The organism is Amycolatopsis sp. NPDC051061, from assembly GCF_040682935.1.
Classification (GTDB): Bacteria; Actinomycetota; Actinomycetes; order Mycobacteriales; family Pseudonocardiaceae; genus Amycolatopsis.
Genome location: NZ_JBFBBZ010000049.1, coordinates 12,481 through 37,447, shown reverse-complemented (window position 1 = coordinate 37,447; position 24,967 = coordinate 12,481). Strand labels below are relative to the sequence as shown.

Here is a 24,967-nt window from a genome sequence, read left to right as displayed (position 1 = left end):
CGAGTCTACGAACGGTTCCTGAGAGGTGCCCCAGCTTCATGCAGGTGGGTGAGGGCCTGCCGGTAGGACTCGACGAGGCTCGTCTGCAGGTAGGGGATGTCCAGCTCGGCGCAGTAGTCCTGGACGATCGGCTGCGCCAGCCGCAGGTGCCGCGACGGCATGCTGGGGAACAGGTGGTGCTCGATCTGGTAGTTGAGCCCGCCGAGGGCGACGTCGGTCACGAGCCCGCCGCGGACGTTGCGCGAGGTCAGCACCTGCTTGCGGAGGAAGTCGAGCGCGGGCTGCCCGGTCAGCGTCGGCATGCCCTTGTGGTTGGGCGCGAAGATCGATCCCATGTAGACGCCCCACAGTGCCTGGTGGATCACGAAGAACAGCAGCGCCATGCCGGGGGAGAGGACGATGAGCAGCGCGCCGAGGTAGACGACGACGTGCGTGGCGAGCAGTGCGGCTTCCACCCAGCGGCGGCGCAGGCCCGGCTTGCTCACCGCCCGGATCCCCGAAACGTGCAGGTTGAGGCCTTCGAGCGTCAGCATCGGGAAGAACAGGAAGGCCTGGTACCGCCCGATGAACCGCGCGACCCCGCCCGCGTTCCGGGCCTGGTTTTTCGACCACACGAAGATGTCCGGGTCGACGTCGGGGTCGAGCTCCTCGTGGTTCGGGTTGGCGTGGTGGCGGGTGTGCTTGTCCATCCACCAGCCGTAGCTCATCCCGATGCCGAGGTTGCCGACGAGCATCCCGGCGATCTCGGTGGGCCGCCGCCGCCGGAAGACCTGCTTGTGCGCGAGGTCGTGCGAGAGCAGCGCGATCTGCGCGAACATGACGGCCTGGAACGCGGCGACGGCCAGCTGCCACCAAGAGTTCCCGAGCAGCGCGAAGGCGACCCACCCGGCGGCGAACAGCACGCCCACGACGGCGAACCGGGCGGTGTAGTAGCCGGGGCGGCGCGTCATCAGGCCGGCGGCGGAGATGCGTTGGCTCAGCCGGGCGAAGTCGCTGCCGGTGTGCACGAGGTTGTCTGTGGTCACCGGCCACAGTCTTCCGGGTAGGGGTTCGTCGCGGAACCCGGAGTACCCCCGGCACATTCCGGGGGCCTGCCCCACCGCCGATTCTGGTATACGCGCCCCATTCGGTCAGCCGACGTACTCCGCGAGGTGCTCACCGGTCACTGTGGACCGTGAAACGACCAGGTCAGCGGGGGTGCCCTCGAAGACGACCTGCCCGCCGTCGTGGCCCGCGCCGGGGCCGAGATCGATGATCCAGTCCGCGTGGGCCATCACCGCCTGGTGGTGCTCGATGACGATCACCGACTTGCCCGAGTCCACAAGTCGGTCCAAAAGGCCCAGCAGCTGCTCGACGTCGGCCAGGTGCAGCCCCGCCGTCGGCTCGTCGAGGACGTAGATCCCGCCCTTCTCCGCCATGTGCGTCGCCAGCTTGATCCGCTGCCGCTCGCCGCCGGACAGCGTCGTGAGCGGCTGGCCCAGCGTCAGGTAGCCGAGGCCGACGTCGGACAAGTGTGTGAGAATCTTGTGAGCTGCCGGGAGCTTCGCCTCGCCTTCGGCGAAGAATTCCTCCGCCTCGGCCACCGACATCGTCAGCACCTCGCTGATGTCGTGGCCGCCGAACCGGTAGTCCAGCACCTCCGCCATGAACCGCTTGCCCTCGCACACCTCGCACGGCGTCGCGGTGCCGGCCATGATCCCCAGGTCTGTGTAGACGACGCCCGCGCCGTTGCAGTTCGGGCACGCGCCTTCGGAGTTCGCGCTGAACAACGCCGGCTTGACGCCGTTGGCCTTGGCGAACGCCTTGCGGATCGGCTCCAGCAGCCCGGTGTAGGTCGCCGGGTTGCTCCGGCGCGAGCCGCGGATCCCCGTCTGGTCGACCGTCACCACGCCCTCGCCGCCGGACACCGAGCCGTGGATCAGCGAGCTCTTGCCCGAGCCCGCCACCCCGGTCACGACGGTCAGGACGCCGAGCGGGACGTCGACGTCGACGTCCTGGAGATTGTGCGTCGAAGCGCCCCGCACCTCCAGGAAGCCCGACGGCGAGCGCACCGACGACTTCAGCGACGCGCGGTCGTCCAGGTGCCGCCCGGTCAACGTCTTGCTCTTGCGCAGAGCGTCCACAGTGCCCTCGAACACGACCTCGCCGCCGTCGGAGCCGGCGCGCGGCCCGAGGTCGACGACGTGGTCGGCGATCGCGATCGCCTCCGGCTTGTGCTCGACGACCAGCACCGTGTTGCCCTTGTCCCGCAGCTGCAGCAGGAGGTCGTTCATGCGCCGGATGTCGTGCGGGTGCAGCCCGATCGTCGGCTCGTCGAAGACGTAGGTGACGTCGGTGAGCGACGACCCGAGGTGGCGGATCATCTTGGTGCGCTGGGCTTCGCCGCCTGAGAGCGTGCCCGACGGCCGGTCGAGCGAGAGGTAGCCGAGCCCGATTTCGACGAACGAGTCGAGGGTGCGCCGCAGCGCGTCCAGCAGCGGCGCGACCGACGGCTCGGCCAGCTTCCCCGCCCAGGCGGCGAGGTCGCTGATCTGCATCGCGCACGCGTCGGCGATGCTGATCCCGTCGATCTTCGACGACCGGGCCTCGCCGGACAGCCGCGTGCCGTCGCAGTCCGGGCACGTCGTGAACGTGACGGCCCGCTCGACGAACGCGCGGATGTGCGGCTGCATCGAGTCGACGTCCTTGGACAGCATCGACTTCTGGATGGCCGGGACCAGCCCCGAGAAGGTCAGGTTGATGCCCTCGACCTTGATCTTGGTCGGTTCCTTGTACACCAGGTCGTTGAACTGCTTCTTGGTGAACTTCTTGATCGGCTTGTCCGGGTCGAAAAGGCCGGAGCCGCGGAAGATGCGGCCGAACCAGCCCTCCATGCTGTAGCCCGGGATCGTGATGGCGCCCTCGTTGAGCGACTTGTCCTCGTCGAACAGCGCGGTCAGGTCGATGTCGTTGACCTTGCCGCGGCCCTCGCAGCGCGGGCACATGCCACCGGTGATGCTGAAGCTGCGGCGCTCCTTGATCTGCCGGCCGGCCTTCTCGATGGTCACCGCACCCGCGCCGCTGATCGAGGCGACGTTGAACGAGAACGCCTGCGGCGAGCCGATGTGCGGCTGCCCGAGCCGGCTGAACAGGATGCGCAGCATCGCGTTGGCGTCCGTGGCGGTGCCGACCGTGGAGTGCGCGTTGGCGCCCATCCGCTCCTGGTCGACGATGATCGCCGTGGTGATCCCGTCCAGGACGTCGACGTCGGGCCGGGCCAGCGTCGGCATGAACCCCTGCACGAAGGTGCTGTAGGTCTCGTTGATCAGCCGCTGCGACTCGGCGGCGATCGTGCTGAACACCAGCGAGCTCTTGCCGGAGCCGGAGACGCCGGTGAACACCGTCAGGCGCCGCTTCGGCAGCTCGACATGGACGTCCTTGAGGTTGTTCACACGCGCGCCGTGGACGCGGATCAGGTCGTGGGTGTCGGCGACGTGCGGCGCGGACTTCCTCGTGGGCTTGGTCATCGTGTCTCCAGCACTCGGCGGATGGTGAGCGTACGGCCGTCCCGCACCGCCTGGGCGGCCCGCTGGTAGGCGTGCGGGGACTGCCCGTAGGCGTCCCGGAACCGGCGGAGGAACTGCCCGGCCGTCATGCCGGCGCTGTGCGCGAGCACCTCGACGTCGAGGGTCCGGTCGCGGTCGATGCGGTCGCGGACGCGGCGCAGCAGCGCCAGCTCGCGCAGGTGCTCCCGCGCCGCGATCTGGAGGCTCAGGCACATGGGACTTCCCCTTTCGTCGACCGGTCCCCGGAACGCGCCGGGCGCCGGCGGGGTGGCGGCCGCGACCTCGGTCAGCGCAGCTCCTGGATGCGCAGGAGGTTGCCGGCGGGGTCGCGGAAGGAGCAGTCGCGCACGCCGTAGGGCTGCTCGACCGGCTCCTGGACGACCTCGGCGTTCCCCGCTTCGAGCTTCGCGAAGAGGGCGTCGAGGTCCGTGCTGGCGAGGTTGACGGAGGCGTAGGTGCCCTTGGCCATCATCTCGGCGATCATGCGGCGTTCGTCGTCGGTCAGGCCCGGCGTCGCGGCCACCGGCGACAGCACGATCGCCGTGTCGGGCTGGTTCGGCGGGCCGACGGTGATCCAGTTCAGCTCGCCGTACTTGACGTTCATCCGGACCTCGAAGCCGAGCAGGTCGCGGTAGAAGGCGAGCGAGGCCTCCGCGTCGGTGTGCGGGAGGAAGCTCGAGTGAATCGTGACGTCCATGGCCGTCACACTATGTGTGCGCCTGCGGTCGCGCTTCTCGATTCCTGATCGGTCTGGTGACCTGTTTGGCCACGCACGGCGGCATGCCGATGGTCGCTTCGGCCTGCTGCTCGCGGTAGACGCTCGGCGGCATGCCGACCAGCTCGGCGAACCGGGTGCTGAAGGTGCCCAGCGACGAGAAGCCGACGGTGAAGCAGACCTCGGTGACGCTCAGCTCGCCCTTGCGCAGCAGTGCCATGGCCCGCTCGATCCGCCGCGTCATCAAGTACGAATACGGTGACTCTCCGTAAGCCTTGCGGAACTGCCGGCTGAGGTGCCCGGCGGACATGTTGACGCCGCGCGCGAGCGCCTCGACGTCGAGCGGCTGGGCGTACTCCCGGTCGATCCGGTCCCGGACCCGGCGCAGCAACGCGAGGTCGCGCAGGTACTGAGCCGTGGCGGCGGTGCTGGTCACGCTGGAATCGTGCCACACCGGACGGCGCGCGGAGCGCCCCAATGTGGCCTTGGTTGCGTTGAACGCACCGAAGGGCCCCTTGGGTGCGTTGAGCGCACCGAAGGCCACCTTGGGGCGCTCGGTCAGCGGAGGGACTCGCGGAGCGTGTCGCGCAGCCAGCGCTGGGCCGGGTCCGCGTCCAGGCGGGCGTGCCAGAACAGCCGCACGTCGATCTCCGGCAGCTCCACCGGGATCGGGAACCAGCGCAGGCCGAGCGCCGGGCCGTGCTGTTCGGCCAGCCGCTGCGGCACCAGGCCGACGTGACCGCTCGAGGCCACCAGCAGCGTCGCCACCGCCGAGGTCGGGACCACCGCGGCGATGTGCCGCCGCAAGCCGAGCGCGGCCAGGGCATCGTCGAGCGGGCCCCGCGCGCGGCCGCGCCGGGACGCCGCCACGTGCGGGTGGCGGCACAGCTGGGCCGGCGTCGGCTTCCGGCCGCGGCCCAGCGGGCTGTCGGCGCGGACGATGCCGACCAGCCGTTCGCGGTACAGCACCGCGGTCCGGATGTCCGGCGCCGGCGCCTCGCCGGCGCCGATGTCGAGGTCGACCGAGCCGTCGCGCAGCGCCTCCGGGCTTTCGCTGCCCTCCGCGACGAAGCGCAGCGTGACGCCCGGGGCGGCCGCGGCCGTGGCTTCGACCGCCGCCGCCGCGAGGGTCGCCGCCACGCCGTCGTTGATCCGGATCGTGAACGTCCGCTCGAGGCCGGCGACCGAGAAGTCGGCGGTGACCAGCGACGCCGCTTCCTCCAGCAGCGACCGCACCCGGGGTGCCGTGCGGAGCGCGAACGGCGTCGGCGCCATCCCGCGCCCGGCGCGCACCAGGATCGGGTCGCCCATCGCCCGCCGCAGCCGGCCCAGCGCGCGGCTCGTCGCCGGGATGGAGAGGTGGAGGCGCTCGGCCGCCGCCGTCACGCTCCCGTCCCGCAGCAGCGCGTCGAACACGCGCAGGAGGTTCAGATCGAGCTGATCGGGCATGGTTGCATCGTACGCAAAGCCTTCTTGACGAAGTTGCGTGGCGCGAAGCAATGACCGGTTCTTACCGTCGGGCCCATGCACCTCGCCGTCCCGATGCTCGCCGCGAGCGACGTGCACCCGTCCGCGTCCGTGCTGGTCTGGATCGTCGGCACCGCCGTCCTGGTCGCGCGGACCGCGCCGGTGTCGTCGCGCCACGACCGCGGGCTCGACCCGCTGGGTACGGTGCTGCTCGTCGGCGCGTCGGTCGCCCTGCTCGTCGGAATCGTCCAGGGCTCCCGGGTGGCCTCGAAGACGAGGTGAAGGCCGTCCCGAGGGCTCCCGTTTCCCTCGAGACGGCCTTCGCCGGTGCAACCCCGAAACCCGACTTTCGACCGTGCCGGCCTTTCCGGCGGCATACCCTTCCGCCGGAAAGGCCGGCACGGACGTACGCGCCCCGGCGGCGAAACCGCCGCGGCGCTCGACCCCGGGCCCCCGCCCGGTGCGCCGGAAGAAGGCCATCCCGGGGGCGTCGGGTTCCCTCGGGATGGCCCTCTCCTGGCCCGCCGGACGCTCGATCCACGCTGTCTTCCGGGGGCTCCGCGTGGCGGAGCACCGGTTGTCACAGCACCGGACGCGAGGCGGGCAGAGGGACGCTTGTTGTTCGGGGGTTCCGGGTGGCGGAGCCCCCGACCCGAGGCGGAGCCTCGGTTGTCACAGTTGGGGGCCGGTCACCACACCGCCCAGCCGCGGAGGGGGTGTGGTGACCGGCGAGGGACGATGGCCGCCGCGCGCAGCCACGTCCCGGCTTTCTACCTCCCCATCGGGATGGCCATCGTCGGCGGCGCCGCCCCGCCGGGCTGCGCCGCGAACGCCGTCGTCGGCGGGGCCGCCAAGGCGGGGAAGGCCGTCGTGGGGATGTTGTTGGCGAACTCGCTCTCGAACTCGCGCTCGAAGGCCTGCTGGTCGAACCCGCTGTCGACTTCCGTCGGCACGTCGGCCGCCAGCGCGGCGAGCGACGGTTCGACGACCGGGACCTCGGGGACCTCCGCGACGGGCGCGGGCTCCGGCTCGGGCACGTAGTCGGGGGCGGGCAGCCGGCGGTCGAGCTCGGCCATCCAGTCGAGCATCGCCCGTGGCTTGTCCCACGCGGAGATGCCGACGAGCCGGCCGTCGCGGATGAAGCCGGTGATGCCGTCCGCCAGCGTCACGGTGTCCTCGGCCAGGCTGGGCATCCCGCACATCTGCAGCCGGGTGTCGTACAGCGTCGACCAGGCCCGGGGGAGCGGGGTGAACGGCTTGGCGCTGGACTGGCCCAACAGCAGGTTGTCCGCCGCGTGCCGCGCCGACTCGACGGCGTTGATCCAGTGCTCGACCCGCCGCGGGGTCTCGTCGAACCGCAGGTTCGGCCAGCGCGCGATGTCGCCGGCGATGACGACGTCGGAGGCGCCCTCGGCGAACAGCTTCGAGTCGCAGAGCACGCCGTCGCTGATGTCGAGGCCGGAGCCGCGCATCCAGTCGACCGACGGGACGCTGCCGATGGCGAGCACGACGACGCTGGCGACCAGCAGCTGGTTGTTCGTCAGGTGCAGCCCGACGGTGTCCTTCGTGCTGATCCAGTGCCGCACTTCGCTTTTCATCGCGAGCTTCGCGCGGTGCTCGTGGTGCGCCTCGACGATGCCGCTCGAGACGCGGTCGCCGAAGCGGTGCAGCGGCGCTTTCGCGTGCCCGACCAGGGTGACGTCCCGGCCGATGTGCCGCATGCTCGCGGCGAACTCGTTGCCGATCAGGCCGGCGCCGATCACGACGGCCGGCTTCTTGCTGGCGTTGAGGCAGCGCCGCACGGCCATCGAGTCCTCGACCGTGCGCAGGATCCGCACGCGCGGGTCGTGCCGCGGCGACCCGGGCAGGTGCCGCGGGTAGACGCCGGTCGCGGCGATCAGGCCGTCGTACCAAAGGGATTCGCCACCGGGCAGGTGCACGACCCGCTCGGTGGTGTCGAGGTGCGTGACCCGCGCGCCGAGGCGCCAGTGCACGTCCAGGTCCGGCAGGTAGTGCGAAAGGCCCACGTCGCTGGGCCGTTCGGTCCCCATCACGAGGGCCTTGGAGACCATCGGGCGGTGGTAGGGACGGCGGGCTTCGTCGCCGATCAGGACGATCTCGCCGTCGAAGTTCTGCTCCCGCAGCCGTTCCGCGGCGCGCAACCCCGCGACACCCGCGCCGACGATGACGATCCGGTCGCCGTCAGCCATCGAGCTCTCCTCTCATCACGACCGCCTGCATCGGGCAGCAGCGGGCCGCCATCTTCGCCTGTTCCATGGTGGTCTCGTCCAGCAGCCGCGTGTGGAAGCGCAGGCGGCCGTCCTGGCCGAGGTCGAACACGTCCGGCGCCTCCATGGCGCAGATGCCGTAGAGCTCGCACCGGTCGTTGTCGACGCTGATCCGGGGCCCGCCACCGGGCAAACGGAAAGGCATGTCAGGCCACCTGCTCTTCCACGAGTCCGATGCGTTCGAGGGTCCGCGCGGGCATGAACCGCAGCAGCGACGTCGTGACCGCCGGGACGAGCAGCGTGATGCCACCCAGCCAGACGACCGCGAGGTGGCCGTTGGCGATCGAGCCGAACCACGCGTGCAGCGCGGTCAGCGCGACCGCCGGGTACGCGCAGCGGTGCAGCCACAGCCAGCGGCGGTAGGAGGTGAACCGCTGCAGGCCGGCGGTGAGCGCGATGGCCAGCATGACCTCGAAGCCGACGATGCCGATGCTGTGCCGGGTCTCCTGGCCCGACAGGAAGGGGAGGAACAGGTACTGCAGGCTGTACGGCTGGACCGTGAGGTAGAAGAAGCCCAGCGCGTGGATGCCGCCGAAGATGATCGTGCCGGTGGCGAGCACCATGTGGGAGCTGCGCAGCGCCTTGCGGCCGGTGACCGAGCGCACCCAGCCCGTGGCGGTGAGCACACCCCAGGTGAGCGTCAGCATCATCGCCGCGTAGGACGCCCGGGCGGCGAAGGCCGCGAGGCCGCGGGCCGCCGGATCGGTCTTCGGCTGGAACTGCTGCGTGAGGAAGATCGTCGCGTCGTGCCAGGTCTCAACCATGGCTACCCCCGGTTCTGACGGTGGCCGGCCGGCGCGAGGCCCGGGCGCGGCCGCGGTTGCCCTTGATCTGGCGCAGCACGTAGAAGAGGCCGCCACCGACCAGGAGGAACAGCGCCGCCACCACGGCGAGCTGGGACGTGTCGAGGCCGAGCGGCTGCCCGACGGGCGCGGCCGTGGTGGAGACGGCCGGCGCGGGGAGCGCGGTGTAGTCGACCATGCCGCTGCTCTCGAGCATCGTCATGTGCCGCAGGACGGCCTGGTTGCCGACGGTCGCGAACGCCCGCACGTCGTCGTTGCGGGTGCCGGCGCGCAGCTGCGCGAGGATGGCGAAGACCTGGCCGTGCGCCGCGCGCAACCGGTTGGCGAAGACGCTGTCGAACGACGGCCCGGGGGGCGCGTTCATCTCTTCGAGGAGCCAGCCGCGCTGCTCGTCCGACGGCTGGTCGGGCACCGGCGAGTTGAGCTTCGCCGACAACGCGCGGGTCCCGACGTCGAGCCGGCCGTGGTCCATCATGATCGCGAAGCCGATCGCCTGGACCTTCGGGCTGCCCTTCTGCATCGCCATCATGCCCGAGGGCATCTCCCACAGCCCGGCCTGGCGGACCTTGGTCAGCAGGATGGCGTCTTCGGGCGAGACGGCGTTCGTCTGGGCGATCGACGCCGGGGACACCGACGCGAGCAGGGTCAGCACCGCGACCAGCACGAACAGGATCCGGACCAGCGGGCGGGAACGCTCGAGCGGGGACGGCGGAGTGAACTCGAGCCCGGCGTACTCAGATGCCGAAAGCATTGATCCTCCACTCGTCCTGGGTGAGCGTGATCTTCTTGCCGTCGGGCGTGATCGGGTACCAGGCCTGCTCGGCGCCCTGACCGGACGTGTCGGCCGGTTCGCTGTCCCCGGTGAAGTGGTACAGCGGCCAGCCGGCGAGGGTGACCTGCTGGGTGCCGTCGTCACGGGTGATCTGCCCGATCAGCGACCGGTCGACGTCGATCGGCGCGGGACCGCCGACCTTGACCGGGATCCACTTGGCCGCGCAGGCGTCGTTGCAGTTCGACCGCGACGGGTCGGTCGAGTCGCGGTCGTAGCGGTAGATCGTGTAGCCGGTCCCGTCGACGAGCATCAAGCCGAGGTCGAAGGTCTTCGCGCCCCTGAGCTGGCTCTTCATCGGGTCGTTCGGGTTGGCCGTGATGGGCTGCGGCATCGCGAGGGTCATCGGGGCCTGCATACCGGGCATCTGCTGCATACCGGCGCCGTAACCACCGGCCGAGGTGGTCGCCGCGCCGGCGGTACAGGCGGTGAGCAGGGCGAGTGCGGTGAGGCACACGGTGGCGGGGACCACCGTACGGGGAATGCGTATCACTGCTCCTCCGGGGGCATGACTACGCGCAGTAGCCTGGGGTGAGGCGGAAAATGCGCGCGAAAGATCCACAGTGGACATTCGGTCCGGAGTGGATGCGGAGCGTTGCGGGGGACAACGCCTTGTCGGGGGCCTTCGGTAGGGGATACGGACACGGTCGGGAAACGGTTCAAAAAAGTTTTGGTCCTCGCGTTGCGGCATTTGGTACTAGACGTACGCCGTCCGGCCCACCAGGATGTCCCGCGTGGGACGGCACACTCGAGCGCTGAGACCCGTCGAAGATCCGGAAGTCGTCGTTGGTGAGCCCAACGACGCCCATGACGATCTGGCGAAGGCGCTCTACCAGGAGTTCGGCGGGTCCCTGATGGCGTTCGCGCTGCGGCTGACCGGCCACGACCGGCAGTGGGCCGAAGACGTCGTGCAGGAGACCCTGATCAAGGCGTGGCGGAACGCGGACAAGCTCGACCGCCAGCCGGAGATGCTGCGCGCGTGGTTGTTCACGGTCGCCCGGCGAACCGTCATCGACGGCTGGCGCAGCCGGAGCGTGCGCCCCCAGGAGCTCGAGGAGATCGAGTCCGACGCGATCGCGGTGTCCGACGAGTCGGACCGCACCCTTGCCGCGATGATCGTCTACGAGGCGCTGCAAGGGCTTTCGCCCGAGCAGCGGGAGGCCATCCAGCAGACCTACCTGCGCGATCGCACGGTGAACGAGGTCGCGGCGACCCTCGGCGTGCCCCCGGGCACCATCAAGTCCCGCATCCACCACGCCGTCCGCGCGCTGCGCCGGGCCCTGCGCGAGCGGGGGTGAGCTGAGGGTGGCCGGGTCCGCACACACCGACGTCGCCGCGTACGTGCTCGGCGTCCTCAGCGAGGCCGAGAGCACCCAGTTCGAAGCCCACCTGATGAACTGCCCGCACTGCCAGCTCGACCTCATCGAGCTCTACCAGCTGCCGGACGTCCTCGACCTCGTCAAGCGCAGCTGGCCGGAGCCCCCGATGCCCGCGCCCGGCCCGCGCACCCTCGCGCCCGGGCCCCGCGTGCTGCGCGGCCTGATGGAAGAGGCCTCGGTGAAGCGCCGCCGTCGCAAGCGCCTCGGCATCATCGCCGGCGCCGCGGCCGCCGCGCTCGTCGTGGCCGGGCCGCTGGTGACCCTCGCGGTCCGGCCGGCCGACGCCGTCCCGCCCGCGTCGCTCTCCGCCCCGAGCACCAAGCAGCCACCGCCGGCGACGAGCGTCCCGGCGACGAGTGTCCCGGCGCCGTCCACCGCCACGCCGAGCCGGCCCGGCAGCGGCCAGACCTACGGCCGGGGCAGCGGCAGCGGCGGGTCCGCCGTCAGCGCCGTCGTCACGGTGTCCCCGGTGGAGTGGGGCACCCGGGTGGACCTCGAGCTGCGCGGCATCGTCGGACCGTTGAAGTGCCAGCTGTTCGCGATCTCGACGACCGGCGACGCCCGCGTCGTGTCCGGCTGGGCGGTGCCGCCCAAGGGCTTCGGCATCCCGGGCTCCCCGGACCCGTTGCGGCTGCAGGGTTCCATCTCGCTGGCGATGGACCAGATCTCCCGCTTCGAGGTCCGCGGCGACGACGGCACGGTCCTCGTCGTCGTGCAGCGCTGACTCTTTCTTCCCCGCTCCGAACCGTCATGAACGACTCGTTCACCGCGTCCGGCGCGGTGAAAGGGTCGTTCATGACGTTTGGTGGCCGGTTCCGGCGAAGTCGCACCGGCACTCCAGGCGGTCGTAGCCCGGGTATTCCGCGCGCTGTCGTCGTGAACCGCGGTCGTCGATGAGCCGTGGTTCAAGACATGACCGAGTCCGCGTTTTCCGGCCTGCACCGCGATGACCTGGGTAAATGGCGTCCGGTTGCGCTTCACTTGATAACGAACAGATAACGGGCTGGTCGCTTTTGAACCTCGGGGCGCTGACGTCCGTATCCCCCAATGCATCCCCCGATGCATCCGACAGCCGGAACCAAGAGCTCCCCGCAGGTTCCGTGCGATCTCGACCTCAACCAACGGTAGTTCTTGCCCGGGCCGCCGCGCTATTCGGCGTGCCCGGAAAAACGAACGAGGTGAACTAGTCTATGGCCCGGAATTCTCGGTCCCCCGTGACGGGCAAGCATCGCGTCGCCCGCCGTACCAAGATCGCCATGGGCGCGATCGGCCTGGCGATCGCCGTCGGCGCACTCGCCGTCGCGGTCAGCACGGGCCGCACCGGTGAGGCCAGCGCGGACCCCGCGGACCCGTCGTTCTTCATCGACATCAACAAGGTTCCCGCCGGCAACAACGTCAACGCGGCCTTGCAGAAGAAGGGTGCGCAAGGATCCTTCACCGTCGACTGTGGAACGAACGCGGACGGCGCGCACCACAACCCGGACAACTTCATCGCGCAGCCGGGGATCAAGAACGGCGCTCAGCACCTGCACGACTACGTCGGCAACGTGACCACCGACGCGGACTCGAGCCTGAAGAGCCTCCTCGCCGGCGACACCACCTGCAAAAACGGTGACCAGTCGGCGTACTTCTGGCCCGTGATCCGCATCGACCGCGAAGACGACGCGGCCAACGAGAACGAAAACCAGCAGGCCCAGCAGAATCAGCAGGGCAAGACCGGCGACGTCCAGCAGGACCAGAGCGCCAAGGACGCGCAGGACGCCGACGCCGCCGGCCAGGGCCAGGACGCCCAGGACCCGAACGCGCAGGACCAGCAGGACCCGAACGCGCAGGACCCGAACGCGCAGGACCCGAACGCGCAGGACCCGAACGCCCAGGACCAACAGGACCCGAACGCCCAGGACCAGAACGGGCAGCAGAAGCGCCGGAACACCGGTGGCGGCGCGACCCGCAGTGGTGACCAGAGCGCCCAGCAGCAGGGCGATCAGGGCCAGCAGGACCAGCAGCAGGCCCAGGACCGCCGTCGCGGCGGCCAGAACGGTGGCCAGAACAACGGCGGCCAGAACAACGGCGGCCAGAACGGCAACCAGAACCAGAGCAGCTCGGCGGCCGCACCGCCGGCCGAGGAGCTCGGCGGCCCCGAGGGCGCGAACGAAGAGGTCGGCGACAACGACGGCGAGATCGTCGAGCCGGAGTCCGCGACGCTGAAGTTCATCGGCGGCGGCGCCCGCAACGTCGTCGCGATGCCGGTCGGTCTCCGCGTCCTCTACGGCGACGCCAAGCAGAGCACCAACGGCCCGGCCAACGCCCGGCCCAGCTGGACCTGCACCGGGTTCGAGGACCGGCTGACCGACCTCTACCCGATCTGCCCGGCCGGCAGCAAGGTCGAGCGCATCCACGCTTTCCCGAACTGCTGGGACGGCAAGAACACCGACAGCGCGAACCACCGCACGCACATCGTGTTCGCAAACCAGCAGGGCAAGTGCCCCCAGGGCTTCAAGAACGTGCCCCAGCTGCAGGTGACGCTGGTCTACGACGTCCCGCAGGACGTCCAGCAGAAGGGCCAGTACAAAGTGGACGCCTTCGCCCAGGAGAAGCACAACCCGCGGTCCGACCACGACGACTTCGCGAACGTGATGAGCAAGAAGATCATGGGTCGCCTGGTCACCTGCATCAACTCCGGCAAGGCCTGCGCGGAATAACCCCTTCCGTCCAGTCACTCCACGCCAGGAGGGAGAACGTCCGATGAACCGTGCTCGCTCGAGTGCCGCTGTCTCGTCCGCCATCGCCGGTCTCGCGCTGGTCGCGGCCTGCGGGACCAACCCGTACGCCACGTCCGGTGCCGTCCAGCCGGTGTCGCTCGGCGCACAGCAGCAGCTCTCGGCGAGCACGGTTCAGGCGAGCTCCGGGGGCGGCCCGGCCCAGCTGGTCACGTCCACAGTGGAGGGTCTCGGCGCGGTGCTCGCCGACGCCGAAGGCCACACGCTCTACCGCTACGCCAAGGATTCCGCGAAACCGCCGAAGGTCGCCTGCGTGGCCGCCTGCGCGGAAATGTGGCCACCGCTGCTCTCCGGCTCCCCGGCACTGGCCGCCGGGGTGGACGCGCGGCTCGTCGGCCTGGTCACCCGGCCCGACGGCCGCAAGCAGGTGACCGTCGGCGGCCGGCCCGTCTACACCTACGCCAAGGACACCGGCTCCGGCATCGCGCTCGGCCAGAACGTCAGCGCGGACTGGGCGGCGATCACGCCGGCCGGGGAGAAGGCGGCCGCGGCGAGCAAGCCCGCCGCGGCGAAGACCCTCGGCACCACCGACATCGGCGGTCTCGGCCCGGTCATGACGGACCAGGCCGGCCGCACGCTCTACCTCTTCACCCAGGACGGCAAGGACTCCGGAAAGTCCACTTGCGACGGTTCCTGCGCCCGGACGTGGCCGCCCGTGCTCGTCGACGGCCGGATCACGGTCGCCGAAGACATCGACACCGGCCTGGTCGGGCAGCTCACCCGGGCCGACGGGCGCAAGCAGGTGACCGTCGGCGGCTGGCCCGTCTACACCTACGCCAAGGACGGCGCGCCCGGCGAAGCGACCGGCCACGGCGCGGGGAACACCTGGTACGCCATGGAACCCGGCGGCTGCAAGGTCGACCCTTCGCGCCGGCCGGACAACTCCATCGCGACGGCCTCTTCCGGCGGGTACTGACCCGCCCCACGAACCCCGGCCCGGCGGACACTTCCCTCCACCTCACCCCCCAGTCCGCCGGGCCGGTAGCACCACCCGAAGTACCGCGGGATCCCCGTCCCGCGCCCCGAGCCCCGGCCCGGGTGGACGCTTCCCTCCACCTCACCCCCCTAGTCCCCCCGGGCCGGGATTCCTCACCCCACACCGATCCGGCGTCGCCGGGTCAGCGAAGGAGGAAACAGGCGGGCGCCTCCCCGCCCCGCGAGTTCCGGCCGGTGGACGTTCTTCCCTCCACCTCACCCCCCGAGTCCACCGAGCCGGAACTCCTCCACCGAGTCGACCCCCCAATCACGCGAGATGCCCGCTCAATCACGCGAGATGCCCGCTCAATCACGCGAGATCCGCCTCCGATCACGCGAATCCCGTCCCCGTTCACGCAAGCCGACTCTCCAGGTACGCGAGCCGACTCTCCAGGTACGCGAGCCGACCCTCCAGGCACACGAGTTCCGCCTTCACTCACGCGAGATCCGCTTCCGATCACGCGAGTCACGACGCCGATCACGCGAGATCCGCCCCGGACTTCGCCGGCCCGGCGCCCGTCCCTCGGTCTCCAGGCCGGACTTCCCCCGAAAACCCCGGTCCGGTGGATGCTTCCCTCCACCTCACCCCCCTCATCCCCCGGACCGGCTCACGCCGCGGTCCCCGTGCTCCGGCACGGGGACCGTGGCCCAGAAGTCCAGCGGCACGCGGCCGATCCCGCGCCCGGCCGCGTCGAGCAGCCGGCCCATCAGCTTGACGTTGCGCAGCGTCACCGCCCGGCCGGTGATCTCCAGCCACGGCAGCTTCGCCGCGAGGACCGCTTCCAGCGCCACCGTCTCGTGCTGTGAAGGCAGCCACACCACCAGCATCAGGTTCGCCGCCCCGGTCAGGGCCGCGCACATGCGCACCTCCGGCAGCATCGCCAGCGACCGCGCGGTCGTCTCCAGCTTGTCCGGCGGCACCCGCAGCCACAGCGTCACGGTGACCGGCGCCGGCGACACCGACCGCGCGATCTCGCACCGGACGCGGATCGCGCCCCGGCCGAGCAGGACGTCCAGCCGGCGCCGCACCGTCGTCGCGCCGACGCCGAGCTCGATCGCCAGCGCCGCCGCCGACGCACGGGCGTCCACGCCGAGGGCCAGGATCAGCGCCCGGTCCGCGTCGTCGAACCGCAGGGGCGCGCGGTTCTTCGCCGGCTTCGGCGAGAGGGCCTCGCGCTGCCCCGGCGAGATCGCCCGCACCCGCCACCGGCTGCCCTCGGTGAACATCCGCGGCGACAGCACCGTGCGCACCCGCGTCACCCCGGGCACCGCCGACACCCGGTCCAGCACGTGCGCGCCGAGCTCGCGCACCGTCGGCGCGACGACGTGGGCGAGCAGGTCGCACGGCCCGGCGACGTACTCGACCGTGACCACGTGCGGGTCCGCGGCCAGCGCGGACGCCACGGACAGCGCCGTCCCCGGCGAACAGTCGATCTCGACGAACGCCAGCGCCAGTTGCGCGGTCAGCTCCCCGCCGATGTACGCGGTGAGCCACGCGTCCCCGCGCTCGACCAGCGTGTCCCAGTGCCGGGCGGCGGTCACCGCGCCCAGGCCGAGCGCGCGGCCGAGCGTCGACCACGACGCCCGCGGCGCCGCCTGCAGCGCGTCGACCAGTTTGAGGTCCTGCTCGGTCAACATGGCGGATTCTTCGCTCATCGACCCTCACAACGGTGGTTTCGGGGAATTCCTGCGGCCATTGTGCTCGACACTTGCATGATCTGCGGATGACCCTGCGCTCGGACGCCGCCGCCCTGCTCGACGACCTGGTCGCCCTCCGCCGCGACCTGCACCGCATCCCCGAGATCGGCCTGCACCTGCCGCGCACCCAGGAGCGGGTCCTCGCGGCCCTCGACGGCCTGCCCCTCGAAGTGAGCCTCGGCAAGAACCTCTCGTCGATCACCGGAGTCCTGCGCGGTGGTAAGCCCGGCGGAACTGCGTCTGATGCGGTCTCAGCGGGAGGGCGTACTTCGACCGTCCTGCTCCGCGGCGACATGGACGCGCTCCCGGTCACCGAAGCCAGCGGCGAGGACTTCAGCTCGACCCTCGACGGCGCCATGCACGCCTGCGGCCACGACCTGCACACCGCGGGCCTGGTCGGCGCCGCTCGCCTGCTCTCCGCCCGCAAAGACGAACTCCCCGGCGACGTCGTCTTCATGTTCCAGCCCGGCGAAGAAGGCTGGGACGGCGCCGGCGTCATGATCGACGAAGGCGTGCTGACGGCCTCCGGCAAGCACGTCGACGCCGCCTACGGCCTGCACGTCTCGGCCGCCAGCTACGCGAAGGGCCAGTTCACCGCGCGGCCCGGCACGCTGATGGCGGCCTCGGGCGCGCTCGAGGTCCGGGTGCGCGGCGAGGGCGGTCACGGCTCGTCGCCGCACGACGCCCGCGACCCGATCCCGGCCGCCTGCGAGATGGTGACCGCCCTGCAGACGATGGTGACGCGCACCTTCGACGTCTTCGACCCGGTGGTGGTCACCGTCGGCTCGTTCCACGCCGGCACCCGGCGCAACATCATCCCGGACGACGCGGTGTTCGAGGCGACGCTGCGGTCGTTCTCGCCGGAGGTCGCGGCGCGGGTGGGGGAGCGCGCGGTGCGGGTGTGCGAGGGCATCGCCCAGGCGCACGGTCTCGACATCGACGTCACCTACGAGCCGGAGTACCCGGCGACGGTCAACGACGCCACCGCGTACGACTTCGTCGCCGACACGATCCGTGACGTGTTCGGCGAAGAGCGGTTCACCGAGATGGCCGATCCGATCACCGGCTCGGAGGACTTCTCCCGCGTGCTCGAGCGCGTGCCCGGCGCGTACCTGTTCCTCGGCGCGTGCCCGACGGACCCGGAAACCGCGGCGGACAACCATTCGCCGCGGGCCCGCTTCGACGACAGCGTGCTCGGCGACGGTGCCGCGCTGCTGGCCGAGCTCGCCGTCCGCCGCCTCGGGCTCCTGGCCGGGTGACGCCGTGCGCCCCTACCACTGGCCGCCGCTGCTGCCCGTGCTCGCGCTGGTCCTGATGCCGTTCCTGCCGTTCGTCAACACGACCGGGCTGTGGCTCGGGCTGCCGCGGATGATCGTCTGGGGCGCGTTCTGGTGCCTCATGTTCACCCCGGCGCTGCTGCTGTCCGAACGCCTGATGCGCGGACGGGAGGAGGAGCCGTGATCCTCACCTTCACCCTCGTCGGCATCGTCCTGATCGGGGTCCTCGGCTTCGTGGGCCGGCGCAAGCCGGTCGCCGACCTCGCCGAATGGACCGTCGGCGGCCGCCGCTTCGGCGCGCTCACCATGTGGTTCCTGCAGGCGGGCGAGGTGTTCACCACCTTCACCTTCCTCGGCATGGCCGGCCTCGCCTTCTCCGGCGGCGTCGCGGCGATGTACGCGCTGCCGTACGTGCCGATCGCCTACGTCGTGCTGTTCTTCCTCGCGAAACGCCTCTGGACGATGGGCAAGGACCGCGGCTACCTCACCCAGGGCGACTTCCTCGAGGACCGTTACTCCAGCCGGGCGCTCGGGACGCTGTCGGCGGTGCTCGGCGTCGTGTTCGTGCTGCCGTACCTGCAGCTGCAGATCACCGGGCTCGGCCTGATCGTCCGGCTGGTCACCGGCGACAACGCGTCCGGCACGCTCAGCATGGTGACCGGCAGCGTGCTGATCGTCGCGTTCGTGCTGTGGGCCGGGCTGCGCGGCGTCGCGGCGACGTCCTACTTCAAGGACGGGATCATGCTGGTCGCGCTGGTGGTGCTGATCATCGCCGTGCCGACGCACTTCGCGGGCGGGATCCCCGCGGTGTTCCACAAGATCGAGCAGCTGCACCCGGAGAAGCTGATCGTCCACAGTGGAGCGAACGACCACGTCTGGTTCGTGACGAGCATGCTGGTCAGCGCGATCGGCGTCGGGCTGATGACGCTGCCGCACTCGTGGCCGGCGCTGATGTCCGCGCGCGACCCGAAGGTGCTGCGGCGCAACTACGCCTGGATGCCGGTGTACGAGATGTGCCTGCTGCTGCCGATGGTCATCGGGTTCGCGGCCATCCTCGTGGTCCCCAAGGGGAGTGACCCGAACGGCGTATTGCTGTCGCTGTCGAAGGACGCATTGCCCGGCTGGGTGACGGGCGTCGTCGTGGTCGCCGCGACGGCCACCGCGATGGTCCCGGCGGCCGGGATCCTGATCGGCATCTCGTCGCTGGTGGCGCGCAACATAGTCCGTGTCCGCAGCGGCCGCAAGCAGTTCTGGATCAACCACGGTACGGTTGTGCTCGCGAGTACCCTTGCCCTCGTGCTCGGCATCTTCCGGCCGGATCTGCTGGCCAACCTGCTGTTGCTCACCTACTCGGGGTCGGTCCAGCTGGCCCCGGCCAACCTGCTGGGCTTCCTGAAGCGGATGCCCGTCGGCAAGGGCCCGGTGCTCGCCGGGCTGGTCGCCGGCGAGCTCGTCGTCATCTGGCTGACCTTTGTGGACACTCATTTCGCCGGAACCGTCAACGTGGGGCTGATCGGGCTCGGCGTCAACGTCGTCGTGCTGGCTCTGGCGGCGCTGGTGGTCCGGCGACAGACTTCTCCCGTGGAGGCGGCGTGACGCGCACGGTATTCACCGGTGGCTCGGTCTTCGACGGCACCGGCGCCGAGCCGGCGGAGGCGGACGTCGTCGTCGAGCACGGCCGGATCGTCGACGTCGGCACGGACCTGGACGGCGACGAGGGCGTCGACTGCTCCGGCGCGGTGCTGCTGCCCGGCCTCTTCGACTGCCACGTGCACGTCACGGTGTCGGAGATCGGGCTGCTGTCGCGGGTGCAGAAGCCGTTCTCCTACCAGTTCTACGAAGCCGCGCGGAACCTCTGGGCGACGCTCGGCCTGGGCATCACGACGGTGCGCGACGCGTCGGGCGCGGACCTCGGCATCAAGCAGGCGGTGGACGACGGGCTGATCCCGGGGCCGCGGCTGCAGATCTCGATCGGGCTGATCAGCCAGACCGGGGGGCACGGCGACAGCTGGAACCCGTCGAGCATCTGTGTCCCGCTGCTGGTGCCGCACCCGGGCCGCCCGGACGCGACGGCCGACGGCCCGGACGAGATGCGCCGCGTCGCCCGGACGCTGCTGCGCGCGGGCGCGGACGTGCTGAAGGTGTGCACGACCGGCGGTGTGCTGTCCCCGCGCGACGACCCGCGGCACTCGCAGTACACGCCGGAGGAGCTGGAGGTCCTGGTCGCCGAGGCCTCGGCGCAGGGGCGCCCGGTGATGGCGCACGCCCAGGGCGCGGCGGGCATCAAGAACGCGGTGCGGGCGGGCGTGCGCTCGATCGAGCACGGCATCTACCTCGACGACGAGGCGATCGAGCTGATGCTGGGCCACGGAACGTGGCTGGTCCCGACGCTGATCGCCCCGGTCAACGTGGTCCGCGCGGCCGACGCCGGGGTGGACCTGCCGGCGGCGGTGGTGGCGAAGGCCCGCGAGGTGGTGGAGGCCCACCGCGACTCGGTCCGGCGCGCGTACGCGGCGGGGGTCCGGATCGCGATGGGGACGGACAGCGGGGTCGGGCCGCACGGCACGAACCTGGAGGAGCTGGCCCTGATGGCGGCGTGCGGGATGACCCAGGCGGACGTCCTGGAGGCGACGACGTCGTCTGCCGCGCGGCTGATGGGGCTCGACGGGGAGCTGGGTCGGATCGAGCCGGGGCTGCGGGCGGATCTCGTGGTGGTGGCGGGGGATCCGTACGACTTCCCGGCTTTGGCTTCGAACATCCGGGAGGTCTGGAAGGACGGGGTCCGGGTCGTCTGACGCCGTGTCGTCCGCCTGGGTACGCGTGTCGTCCGACGGGTACGGCCGGTTGTGCACAGGCCTCGCCAGTTGTGGGCAACTTCGGCGCCCGGGATTGCGAGGGAAGGGCCGGGGCCTGGCCGGGCTCAGAGCTCCGGGCTCAGCAGATCCTTCAACGCCGCCGCGAACTTCGCCGGGTTCCGCTGCGGCGCAAGATGCGCCCCCGGCATCTCGGCGAAAGCCAAGCCCAGCTCGAGCGCCAGGATCTTCGCGGGCTGGTAGTGATACCGCCCCCGGCTGCCTTCGCCCGCCACCGGGATGATCTCCGTGCTCGCCTTGCGCAGCGCGCGCAGGTCCGGCAGGTAGTCGAAGAACTCCGTCAGCTCGCGGTCGAACAGCCGGATCCAGTCGGCCTCGTGCGGGAGGCGCAGGTTCGGCAGGTCGGGCAGGGCCGCGCCCGCGATCGCGTCGGCGAAGCGCGTCACCGCCGTCAACAGCTCACCCGAACGGGCCAGCCGGACCTGTTCCGCGGCCGCTTCGAGCCAGCCGCCCGCGTCCGGCATCAGGTGCACCGCCGGGGGTTCGTGCGCGACCAGCGTCGTCACCCGGCCGGGAAACCGGGCCACGAGGTCGAGGCCGATCAGCGCGCCCGCGCTCGTGCCGAACACCAGCGCCGGGCCGTCGGTCGCGTGGCGCAGCACCGCCAGCGCGTCGTCGGCCTGGCGGGACACCGGGACCGGGCCCGTGGTGGTGTCCGTGCTGCCGAAGTGGCCGCGCCGGTCGTACGTGATGACGGTGTAGTCCGCGTACAGCTGCTTCGCCAGCGCGCGGTAGGAGTCACCCGCCCCGGTGCCGCCCGGGATGAGCAGCAGCGCCGGGCCCTCGCCGCCGCGGCGGACGAGGAGCTCGCCGTCCTCCACCGGGCAACGGCTCTCCGAGATCATGCCCTGAAGTCAAGCACAGACAATGAAGTGGACGGCGCGGTGGTCGACGGCGACCGCGTGTACGTCTCGGGCACGACCGGCTTCGACTACGCGACCATGACCATCTCCGACGACGTCGTCGAGCAGGCGGTGCAGTGCCTGCGCACCATCGAAGCGGCGCTGGCGGAGGCGGGCTGCACGTTCGCGGACGTGGTCCGCGTGCGCTACCTGCTGCCCGAGCGCGAAGACTTCGAGCCGTGCTGGCCGGTGCTGCGCAAGGCTTTCGCGGACGCGCACCTCCCGGGCTAGAGGCGCTCGATGATCGTCCCCGTGGAGAGAGCACCTCCGGCGCACATCGTCACCAGCGCCGTCGACGCGTCCCGGCGCTCCAGCTCGTGCAACGCCGTCGTCAGCAGCCGGGCCCCGGTGCTCCCCACCGGATGGCCCAACGCGATCGCGCCACCGTTGACGTTCACACGCGACTCATCGGGCTCCAAAACCCGCTGCCACGACAAGGCCACCGACGCGAAAGCCTCGTTCACCTCGAACAGGTCCGGGTCGGCGATCGTCATCCCGGCGCGAGCGAGCACCCGCTCGGTCGCGCGGATCGGGCCGTCCAGGTGGTAGTACGGCTCGGCGCCGACCAGCGCCTGCGCCACGATCCTGGCCCGCGGCCGCAAGCCCAGCGAAGCCGCCCGCGCGGAGTCCATCAGGAGCAGCGCCGCCGCGCCGTCGGAGATCTGGGACGACGTGCCCGCCGTGTGGACGCCGTCCTCGACCACCGGCTTCAACCGCGCCAAGCCTTCGGCTGTCGTCTCGCGGAGGCCCTGGTCGCGGCCGACCAGACGCGTCTCCCCGGTCACGGAACCGTCGTCGGACAGGACCGGGGCCTTCACCGGCACCACTTCGCGGTCGAAGTGCCCGGCCGCCCACGCGGCCGCCGCCTTCTGCTGGGACGCGGCGCCGAACGCGTCGACGTCGGCGCGCGTCAGGCCGCGGCGGACCGCGATGCGCTCCGCCGCGCCGTACTGGTCGGGCAGGTCGATCGACCACGACGCCGGCCGCGGCGAGCCGGAGCCCCGGTTCGCGCCCAGCGGCACCCGGCTCATCGCCTCGACCCCGCACGCGACGCCCACCTCGATGGCGTCCGCCGCGATCAGGCCCGCGACCAGGTGGGTCGCCTGCTGCGCCGAGCCGCACTGGGCGTCGATCGTCGTCGCGCCCGCCGTCTCCGGGAGGCCCACGTGCAGCCACGCCGTGCGCGTCACGTTGCCGGACTGCTCGCCGGCCTGCGTGACGCAGCCGCCGATCAGCTGCTCGACGAGGTCCGGATCGATCCCCGCGCGGTCGAGGAGGGCCAGCTGCGCGGCGCCCAGCAGCTCGGCCGCGTGCAGGCCGGCCAGCAGCCCGCCCCGCTTGCCGATCGGGGTCCGCACGGCTTCGACGATGACCGGCACACCCATGTCGTCCCTTTCGTCGGGCAACGCTGTCCGATGCTTCACACTGGCTCACACTGACTCAAAACTAGAACAAGTTATCGTTCTGTGCAAGCGACCCCAGGTTCGACGCGATCTTGATCTTTGTCGAGTGAGCGGTCGCTCACCTGGCCTCATCGGTCAAGTTAACGGGTTTCACTGAACGGTCTTCCGTTAGTTAACACCGTATGCTCTAATCGCAGTTAGAACGTGTTTCAAAGGCGAACCGTGGGAGGCAACGTGGCCGCTCCGCTCATCCCCGCCGGTTTCGACTTCACGGACCCGGACCTCTACGCCGAACGGCTGCCCCTGGCCGAATTCGCCGAACTCAGGCGGACGGCGCCCGTGTGGTGGAACCCCCAGAAGACCAACACCGCAGGCTTCGGCGACGACGGCTACTGGGTCGTCTCGCGCCACGAAGACGTGAAGGAGGTCTCGCGCGACAGCACGCTCTACTCGTCCAGCGAGAAGACGGCGATCATCCGTTTCGACGAGAGCATGACCGAGGACCGCCTCAACGCGAACCGCCTGGTCCTGCTCAACATGGACGCCCCGCAGCACACGAAGCTGCGGAAGATCGTCTCGAAGGGCTTCACCCCGCGTTCCATCGCGAAGCTCGAGGACACTCTGCGCGACCGCGCGGAGCGGATCGTCCACGAAGCACGCAAGAAGGGGACCGGCGACTTCGTCACCGACGTCGCGTGCGAGCTTCCCCTGCAGGCCATCGCCGAGCTGATCGGCATCCCGCAGGAGGACCGGCTCAAGATCTTCGACTGGTCGAACCAGATGGTCGCCTACGACGATCCCGAGTACGAGGTCGAGCCCCTGGAGGCGTCCGCACAGCTCATCGGCTACGCCTGGAACATGGCCGAGGACCGCCGCAAGTGCCCGATGGACGACATCGTCACGAAGCTGATCCAGGCCGACGTCGACGGCGAAGCGCTCGGCTCCGACGAGTTCGGCTTCTTCGTCATCCTGCTCGCCGTCGCCGGCAACGAGACCACGCGCAACGCCATCACCCACGGCATGAAGGCGTTCCTCGACCACCCGGACCAGTGGGAGCTCTTCAAGGAGCAGCGGCCGAAGACCGCGCCGGACGAGATCGTCCGCTGGGCCACCCCGGTGGTCGCGTTCCAGCGGACCGCCACCCGCGACACCGAGCTGGGCGGCGCGCACATCCGCAAGGGCGACCGCGTCGGCATGTTCTACAGCTCCGCCAACTTCGACCACGAGGTCTTCGCCGACCCGGAGAAGTTCGACATCCTCCGCGAAGACAATCCACACGTCGGTTTCGGCGGAACCGGTTCGCACTACTGCATCGGCGCGAACTTGGCCCGGCTGGAGATCGACCTGATCTTCAACGCCATCGCCGACGTGATGCCGGGCATCACCGAGGCCGCGGCGCCGGTCCGGCTGCGGTCGAGCTGGCTCAACGGGATCAAGCACTACCCGGTGCGCTACGCCTGAGGAACTCCGAGACGCGGTCCCAGGTGAGCTCGGCGGCTCGCTCGTCGTGGTCGGGGCCGTCCGCGTCGGTGTAGAAGTGGCCGATGCCGGGGTAGCGGAACACCTCGGCATCGGCGCCCGACCGGGTCGCGGCGGTGAGCCACGCCGCGACCTGCGCCGGGGGCGCGATCGGGTCGGGGTCGGCGACGTGCACCTGGACCGGCAGGCCGGCGCGGCTCCCGGCGGGCAGTGCCCCCAAGGCGTGCAGCAGCAGGACGCCGGCGGTGCCGGGCCGGTGCGGCAGCACGGTCTCGACCACGCCCGCCCCCATCGACACACCCACGAGCACGGTCTCCGCGGGGAGGTCGTGCACGGCGTCACGGGCTCGCCGGGTGATGGTCTCCCAGCCGACGGCGTCCTTCAGCGCGAAACCCTCGTCGAGGGTCGGCGCCGTCCGGCCGCCGTAGAGGTCCGGTGTCACCACGCGGTGCCCGGCCTCCCGCAACCGCCCGGCGAAGCCGAGTTCGACGGGCCGCAGCCCCAGGACGGAGTGGAAGAGCGCGATGTCGGTCACCGGACCATGACATCATGAG

The 24,967-nt window shown here is 70.8% G+C and carries 26 protein-coding genes; 11 read left to right on the top strand and 15 right to left on the bottom strand.

Annotation, left to right across the window (positions count from 1 at the left end; translation table 11 throughout):
* Nucleotides 1-5: 5 nt before the first annotated feature.
* From AB0N03_RS42030 to AB0N03_RS42005, 6 genes are all read right to left on the bottom strand, one after another.
* Nucleotides 6-1,025 carry an acyl-CoA desaturase gene (locus AB0N03_RS42030; protein WP_364384798.1) on the bottom strand — a complete coding sequence of 340 codons (1,020 nt, stop codon included), beginning with the start codon at nt 1,023-1,025 and terminating at the stop codon, nt 6-8.
* Nucleotides 1,026-1,130: 105 nt separating this feature from the next.
* Nucleotides 1,131-3,506, bottom strand: a complete 2,376-nt coding sequence (locus AB0N03_RS42025) for an excinuclease ABC subunit UvrA (RefSeq protein ID WP_364384796.1) — start codon at nt 3,504-3,506, stop codon at nt 1,131-1,133.
* A complete protein-coding gene (locus AB0N03_RS42020; protein ID WP_364384793.1) occupies nt 3,503-3,760 on the bottom strand; it encodes an AraC family transcriptional regulator in 258 nt (85 codons plus the stop codon). Before AB0N03_RS42020 ends, AB0N03_RS42025 begins: the two co-directional genes overlap by 4 nt.
* Before the next feature lie 71 nt (nt 3,761-3,831).
* Complete coding sequence (locus AB0N03_RS42015; protein WP_364384790.1) at nt 3,832-4,242, bottom strand: VOC family protein; 411 nt, start codon at nt 4,240-4,242, stop codon at nt 3,832-3,834.
* A 10-nt stretch (nt 4,243-4,252) separates the two neighbouring features.
* Complete coding sequence (locus tag AB0N03_RS42010) at nt 4,253-4,696, bottom strand: helix-turn-helix transcriptional regulator (protein ID WP_364384787.1); 444 nt, start codon at nt 4,694-4,696, stop codon at nt 4,253-4,255.
* A gap of 122 nt (nt 4,697-4,818) precedes the next feature.
* Nucleotides 4,819-5,709 (bottom strand): LysR family transcriptional regulator, encoded by an 891-nt coding sequence (locus tag AB0N03_RS42005; RefSeq protein ID WP_364384784.1) that lies wholly within the window; start codon nt 5,707-5,709, stop codon nt 4,819-4,821.
* A 75-nt stretch (nt 5,710-5,784) separates the two neighbouring features.
* On the opposite strand from AB0N03_RS42005, the gene AB0N03_RS42000 reads away from it, so the two are divergent.
* Nucleotides 5,785-6,009: a hypothetical protein gene (locus tag AB0N03_RS42000; protein ID WP_364384894.1), complete on the top strand. Its 225-nt coding sequence runs from the start codon at nt 5,785-5,787 to the stop codon at nt 6,007-6,009.
* Nucleotides 6,010-6,497: 488 nt separating this feature from the next.
* On the opposite strand, the gene AB0N03_RS41995 is transcribed toward AB0N03_RS42000, so the two are convergent.
* Genes AB0N03_RS41995 through AB0N03_RS41975 form a run of 5 tightly spaced genes read right to left on the bottom strand, consistent with a single transcriptional unit; the run spans nt 6,498 to nt 10,119 of the window.
* Nucleotides 6,498-7,937, bottom strand: a complete 1,440-nt coding sequence (locus tag AB0N03_RS41995) for an FAD/NAD(P)-binding oxidoreductase (RefSeq protein WP_364384781.1) — start codon at nt 7,935-7,937, stop codon at nt 6,498-6,500.
* Nucleotides 7,930-8,160 (bottom strand): ferredoxin, encoded by a 231-nt coding sequence (locus AB0N03_RS41990; RefSeq protein ID WP_257922546.1) that lies wholly within the window; start codon nt 8,158-8,160, stop codon nt 7,930-7,932. Before AB0N03_RS41990 ends, AB0N03_RS41995 begins: the two co-directional genes overlap by 8 nt.
* A 1-nt stretch (nt 8,161) precedes the next feature.
* On the bottom strand, nt 8,162-8,779 hold the full coding sequence (locus tag AB0N03_RS41985; protein ID WP_360679319.1) for a ferric reductase-like transmembrane domain-containing protein: 618 nt from the start codon (nt 8,777-8,779) through the stop codon (nt 8,162-8,164).
* Nucleotides 8,772-9,569, bottom strand: a complete 798-nt coding sequence (locus tag AB0N03_RS41980) for a DUF4142 domain-containing protein (protein ID WP_364384778.1) — start codon at nt 9,567-9,569, stop codon at nt 8,772-8,774. Before AB0N03_RS41980 ends, AB0N03_RS41985 begins: the two co-directional genes overlap by 8 nt.
* The gene (locus tag AB0N03_RS41975; RefSeq protein ID WP_364384775.1) at nt 9,553-10,119 is read right to left on the bottom strand and encodes a hypothetical protein; all 567 of its coding nucleotides are present in this window, start codon (nt 10,117-10,119) and stop codon (nt 9,553-9,555) included. The genes AB0N03_RS41980 and AB0N03_RS41975 overlap by 17 nt, the downstream gene beginning before the upstream one ends.
* Nucleotides 10,120-10,381: 262 nt before the next feature.
* Here AB0N03_RS41975 and AB0N03_RS41970 point away from each other — a divergent pair, with 262 nt between their 5' ends.
* The 4 genes from AB0N03_RS41970 to AB0N03_RS41955 all read left to right on the top strand — a co-directional run bounded on the left by AB0N03_RS41970 (nt 10,382) and on the right by AB0N03_RS41955 (nt 14,722).
* On the top strand, nt 10,382-10,945 hold the full coding sequence (locus tag AB0N03_RS41970; RefSeq protein ID WP_364384772.1) for a sigma-70 family RNA polymerase sigma factor: 564 nt from the start codon (nt 10,382-10,384) through the stop codon (nt 10,943-10,945).
* A 7-nt stretch (nt 10,946-10,952) separates the two neighbouring features.
* Complete coding sequence (locus AB0N03_RS41965) at nt 10,953-11,750, top strand: zf-HC2 domain-containing protein (RefSeq protein ID WP_364384769.1); 798 nt, start codon at nt 10,953-10,955, stop codon at nt 11,748-11,750.
* A gap of 466 nt (nt 11,751-12,216) precedes the next feature.
* The gene (locus AB0N03_RS41960) at nt 12,217-13,728 is read left to right on the top strand and encodes a DUF1996 domain-containing protein (protein ID WP_364384766.1); all 1,512 of its coding nucleotides are present in this window, start codon (nt 12,217-12,219) and stop codon (nt 13,726-13,728) included.
* Between the two features lie 43 nt (nt 13,729-13,771).
* Nucleotides 13,772-14,722: an SCO0930 family lipoprotein gene (locus AB0N03_RS41955; RefSeq protein WP_364384763.1), complete on the top strand. Its 951-nt coding sequence runs from the start codon at nt 13,772-13,774 to the stop codon at nt 14,720-14,722.
* 650 nt (nt 14,723-15,372) lie between these two features.
* On the opposite strand, the gene AB0N03_RS41950 is transcribed toward AB0N03_RS41955, so the two are convergent.
* Complete coding sequence (locus AB0N03_RS41950; RefSeq protein WP_364384760.1) at nt 15,373-16,437, bottom strand: Lrp/AsnC ligand binding domain-containing protein; 1,065 nt, start codon at nt 16,435-16,437, stop codon at nt 15,373-15,375.
* Between the two features lie 68 nt (nt 16,438-16,505).
* On the opposite strand from AB0N03_RS41950, the gene AB0N03_RS41945 reads away from it, so the two are divergent.
* From AB0N03_RS41945 to AB0N03_RS41930, 4 genes are read left to right on the top strand one after another with little or no spacing between them, the layout of a single operon-like run.
* Entirely contained in the window at nt 16,506-17,738 is a 1,233-nt protein-coding gene (locus tag AB0N03_RS41945; RefSeq protein ID WP_364384757.1) for a M20 family metallopeptidase, read from the top strand.
* A gap of 4 nt (nt 17,739-17,742) precedes the next feature.
* Nucleotides 17,743-17,940, top strand: coding sequence for a hypothetical protein (locus AB0N03_RS41940; RefSeq protein WP_364384754.1), 198 nt, complete (start codon nt 17,743-17,745; stop codon nt 17,938-17,940).
* The gene (locus AB0N03_RS41935; protein WP_364384751.1) at nt 17,937-19,352 is read left to right on the top strand and encodes a sodium:solute symporter family protein; all 1,416 of its coding nucleotides are present in this window, start codon (nt 17,937-17,939) and stop codon (nt 19,350-19,352) included. The genes AB0N03_RS41940 and AB0N03_RS41935 overlap by 4 nt, the downstream gene beginning before the upstream one ends.
* Nucleotides 19,349-20,551 (top strand): amidohydrolase family protein, encoded by a 1,203-nt coding sequence (locus AB0N03_RS41930; protein ID WP_364384748.1) that lies wholly within the window; start codon nt 19,349-19,351, stop codon nt 20,549-20,551. The genes AB0N03_RS41935 and AB0N03_RS41930 overlap by 4 nt, the downstream gene beginning before the upstream one ends.
* A gap of 125 nt (nt 20,552-20,676) precedes the next feature.
* Here the strand turns inward: AB0N03_RS41930 and AB0N03_RS41925 are convergent, their stop codons facing one another.
* The gene (locus AB0N03_RS41925; RefSeq protein ID WP_364384745.1) at nt 20,677-21,474 is read right to left on the bottom strand and encodes an alpha/beta hydrolase; all 798 of its coding nucleotides are present in this window, start codon (nt 21,472-21,474) and stop codon (nt 20,677-20,679) included.
* A 27-nt stretch (nt 21,475-21,501) separates the two neighbouring features.
* Here AB0N03_RS41925 and AB0N03_RS41920 point away from each other — a divergent pair, with 27 nt between their 5' ends.
* A complete protein-coding gene (locus tag AB0N03_RS41920; RefSeq protein WP_364384742.1) occupies nt 21,502-21,762 on the top strand; it encodes a Rid family hydrolase in 261 nt (86 codons plus the stop codon).
* Here AB0N03_RS41920 and AB0N03_RS41915 read toward each other — a convergent pair.
* Nucleotides 21,759-22,916, bottom strand: coding sequence for a steroid 3-ketoacyl-CoA thiolase (locus AB0N03_RS41915; protein WP_364384740.1), 1,158 nt, complete (start codon nt 22,914-22,916; stop codon nt 21,759-21,761). The two genes, AB0N03_RS41920 and AB0N03_RS41915, sit on opposite strands and share 4 nt — an antisense overlap.
* 252 nt (nt 22,917-23,168) lie before the next feature.
* Between AB0N03_RS41915 and AB0N03_RS41910 the strand changes: the two genes are divergently transcribed.
* Complete coding sequence (locus AB0N03_RS41910) at nt 23,169-24,395, top strand: cytochrome P450 (protein WP_364384737.1); 1,227 nt, start codon at nt 23,169-23,171, stop codon at nt 24,393-24,395.
* Here AB0N03_RS41910 and AB0N03_RS41905 read toward each other — a convergent pair.
* Nucleotides 24,367-24,948, bottom strand: coding sequence for a dienelactone hydrolase family protein (locus AB0N03_RS41905; protein WP_364384734.1), 582 nt, complete (start codon nt 24,946-24,948; stop codon nt 24,367-24,369). The two genes, AB0N03_RS41910 and AB0N03_RS41905, sit on opposite strands and share 29 nt — an antisense overlap.
* Nucleotides 24,949-24,967: the final 19 nt, after the last annotated feature.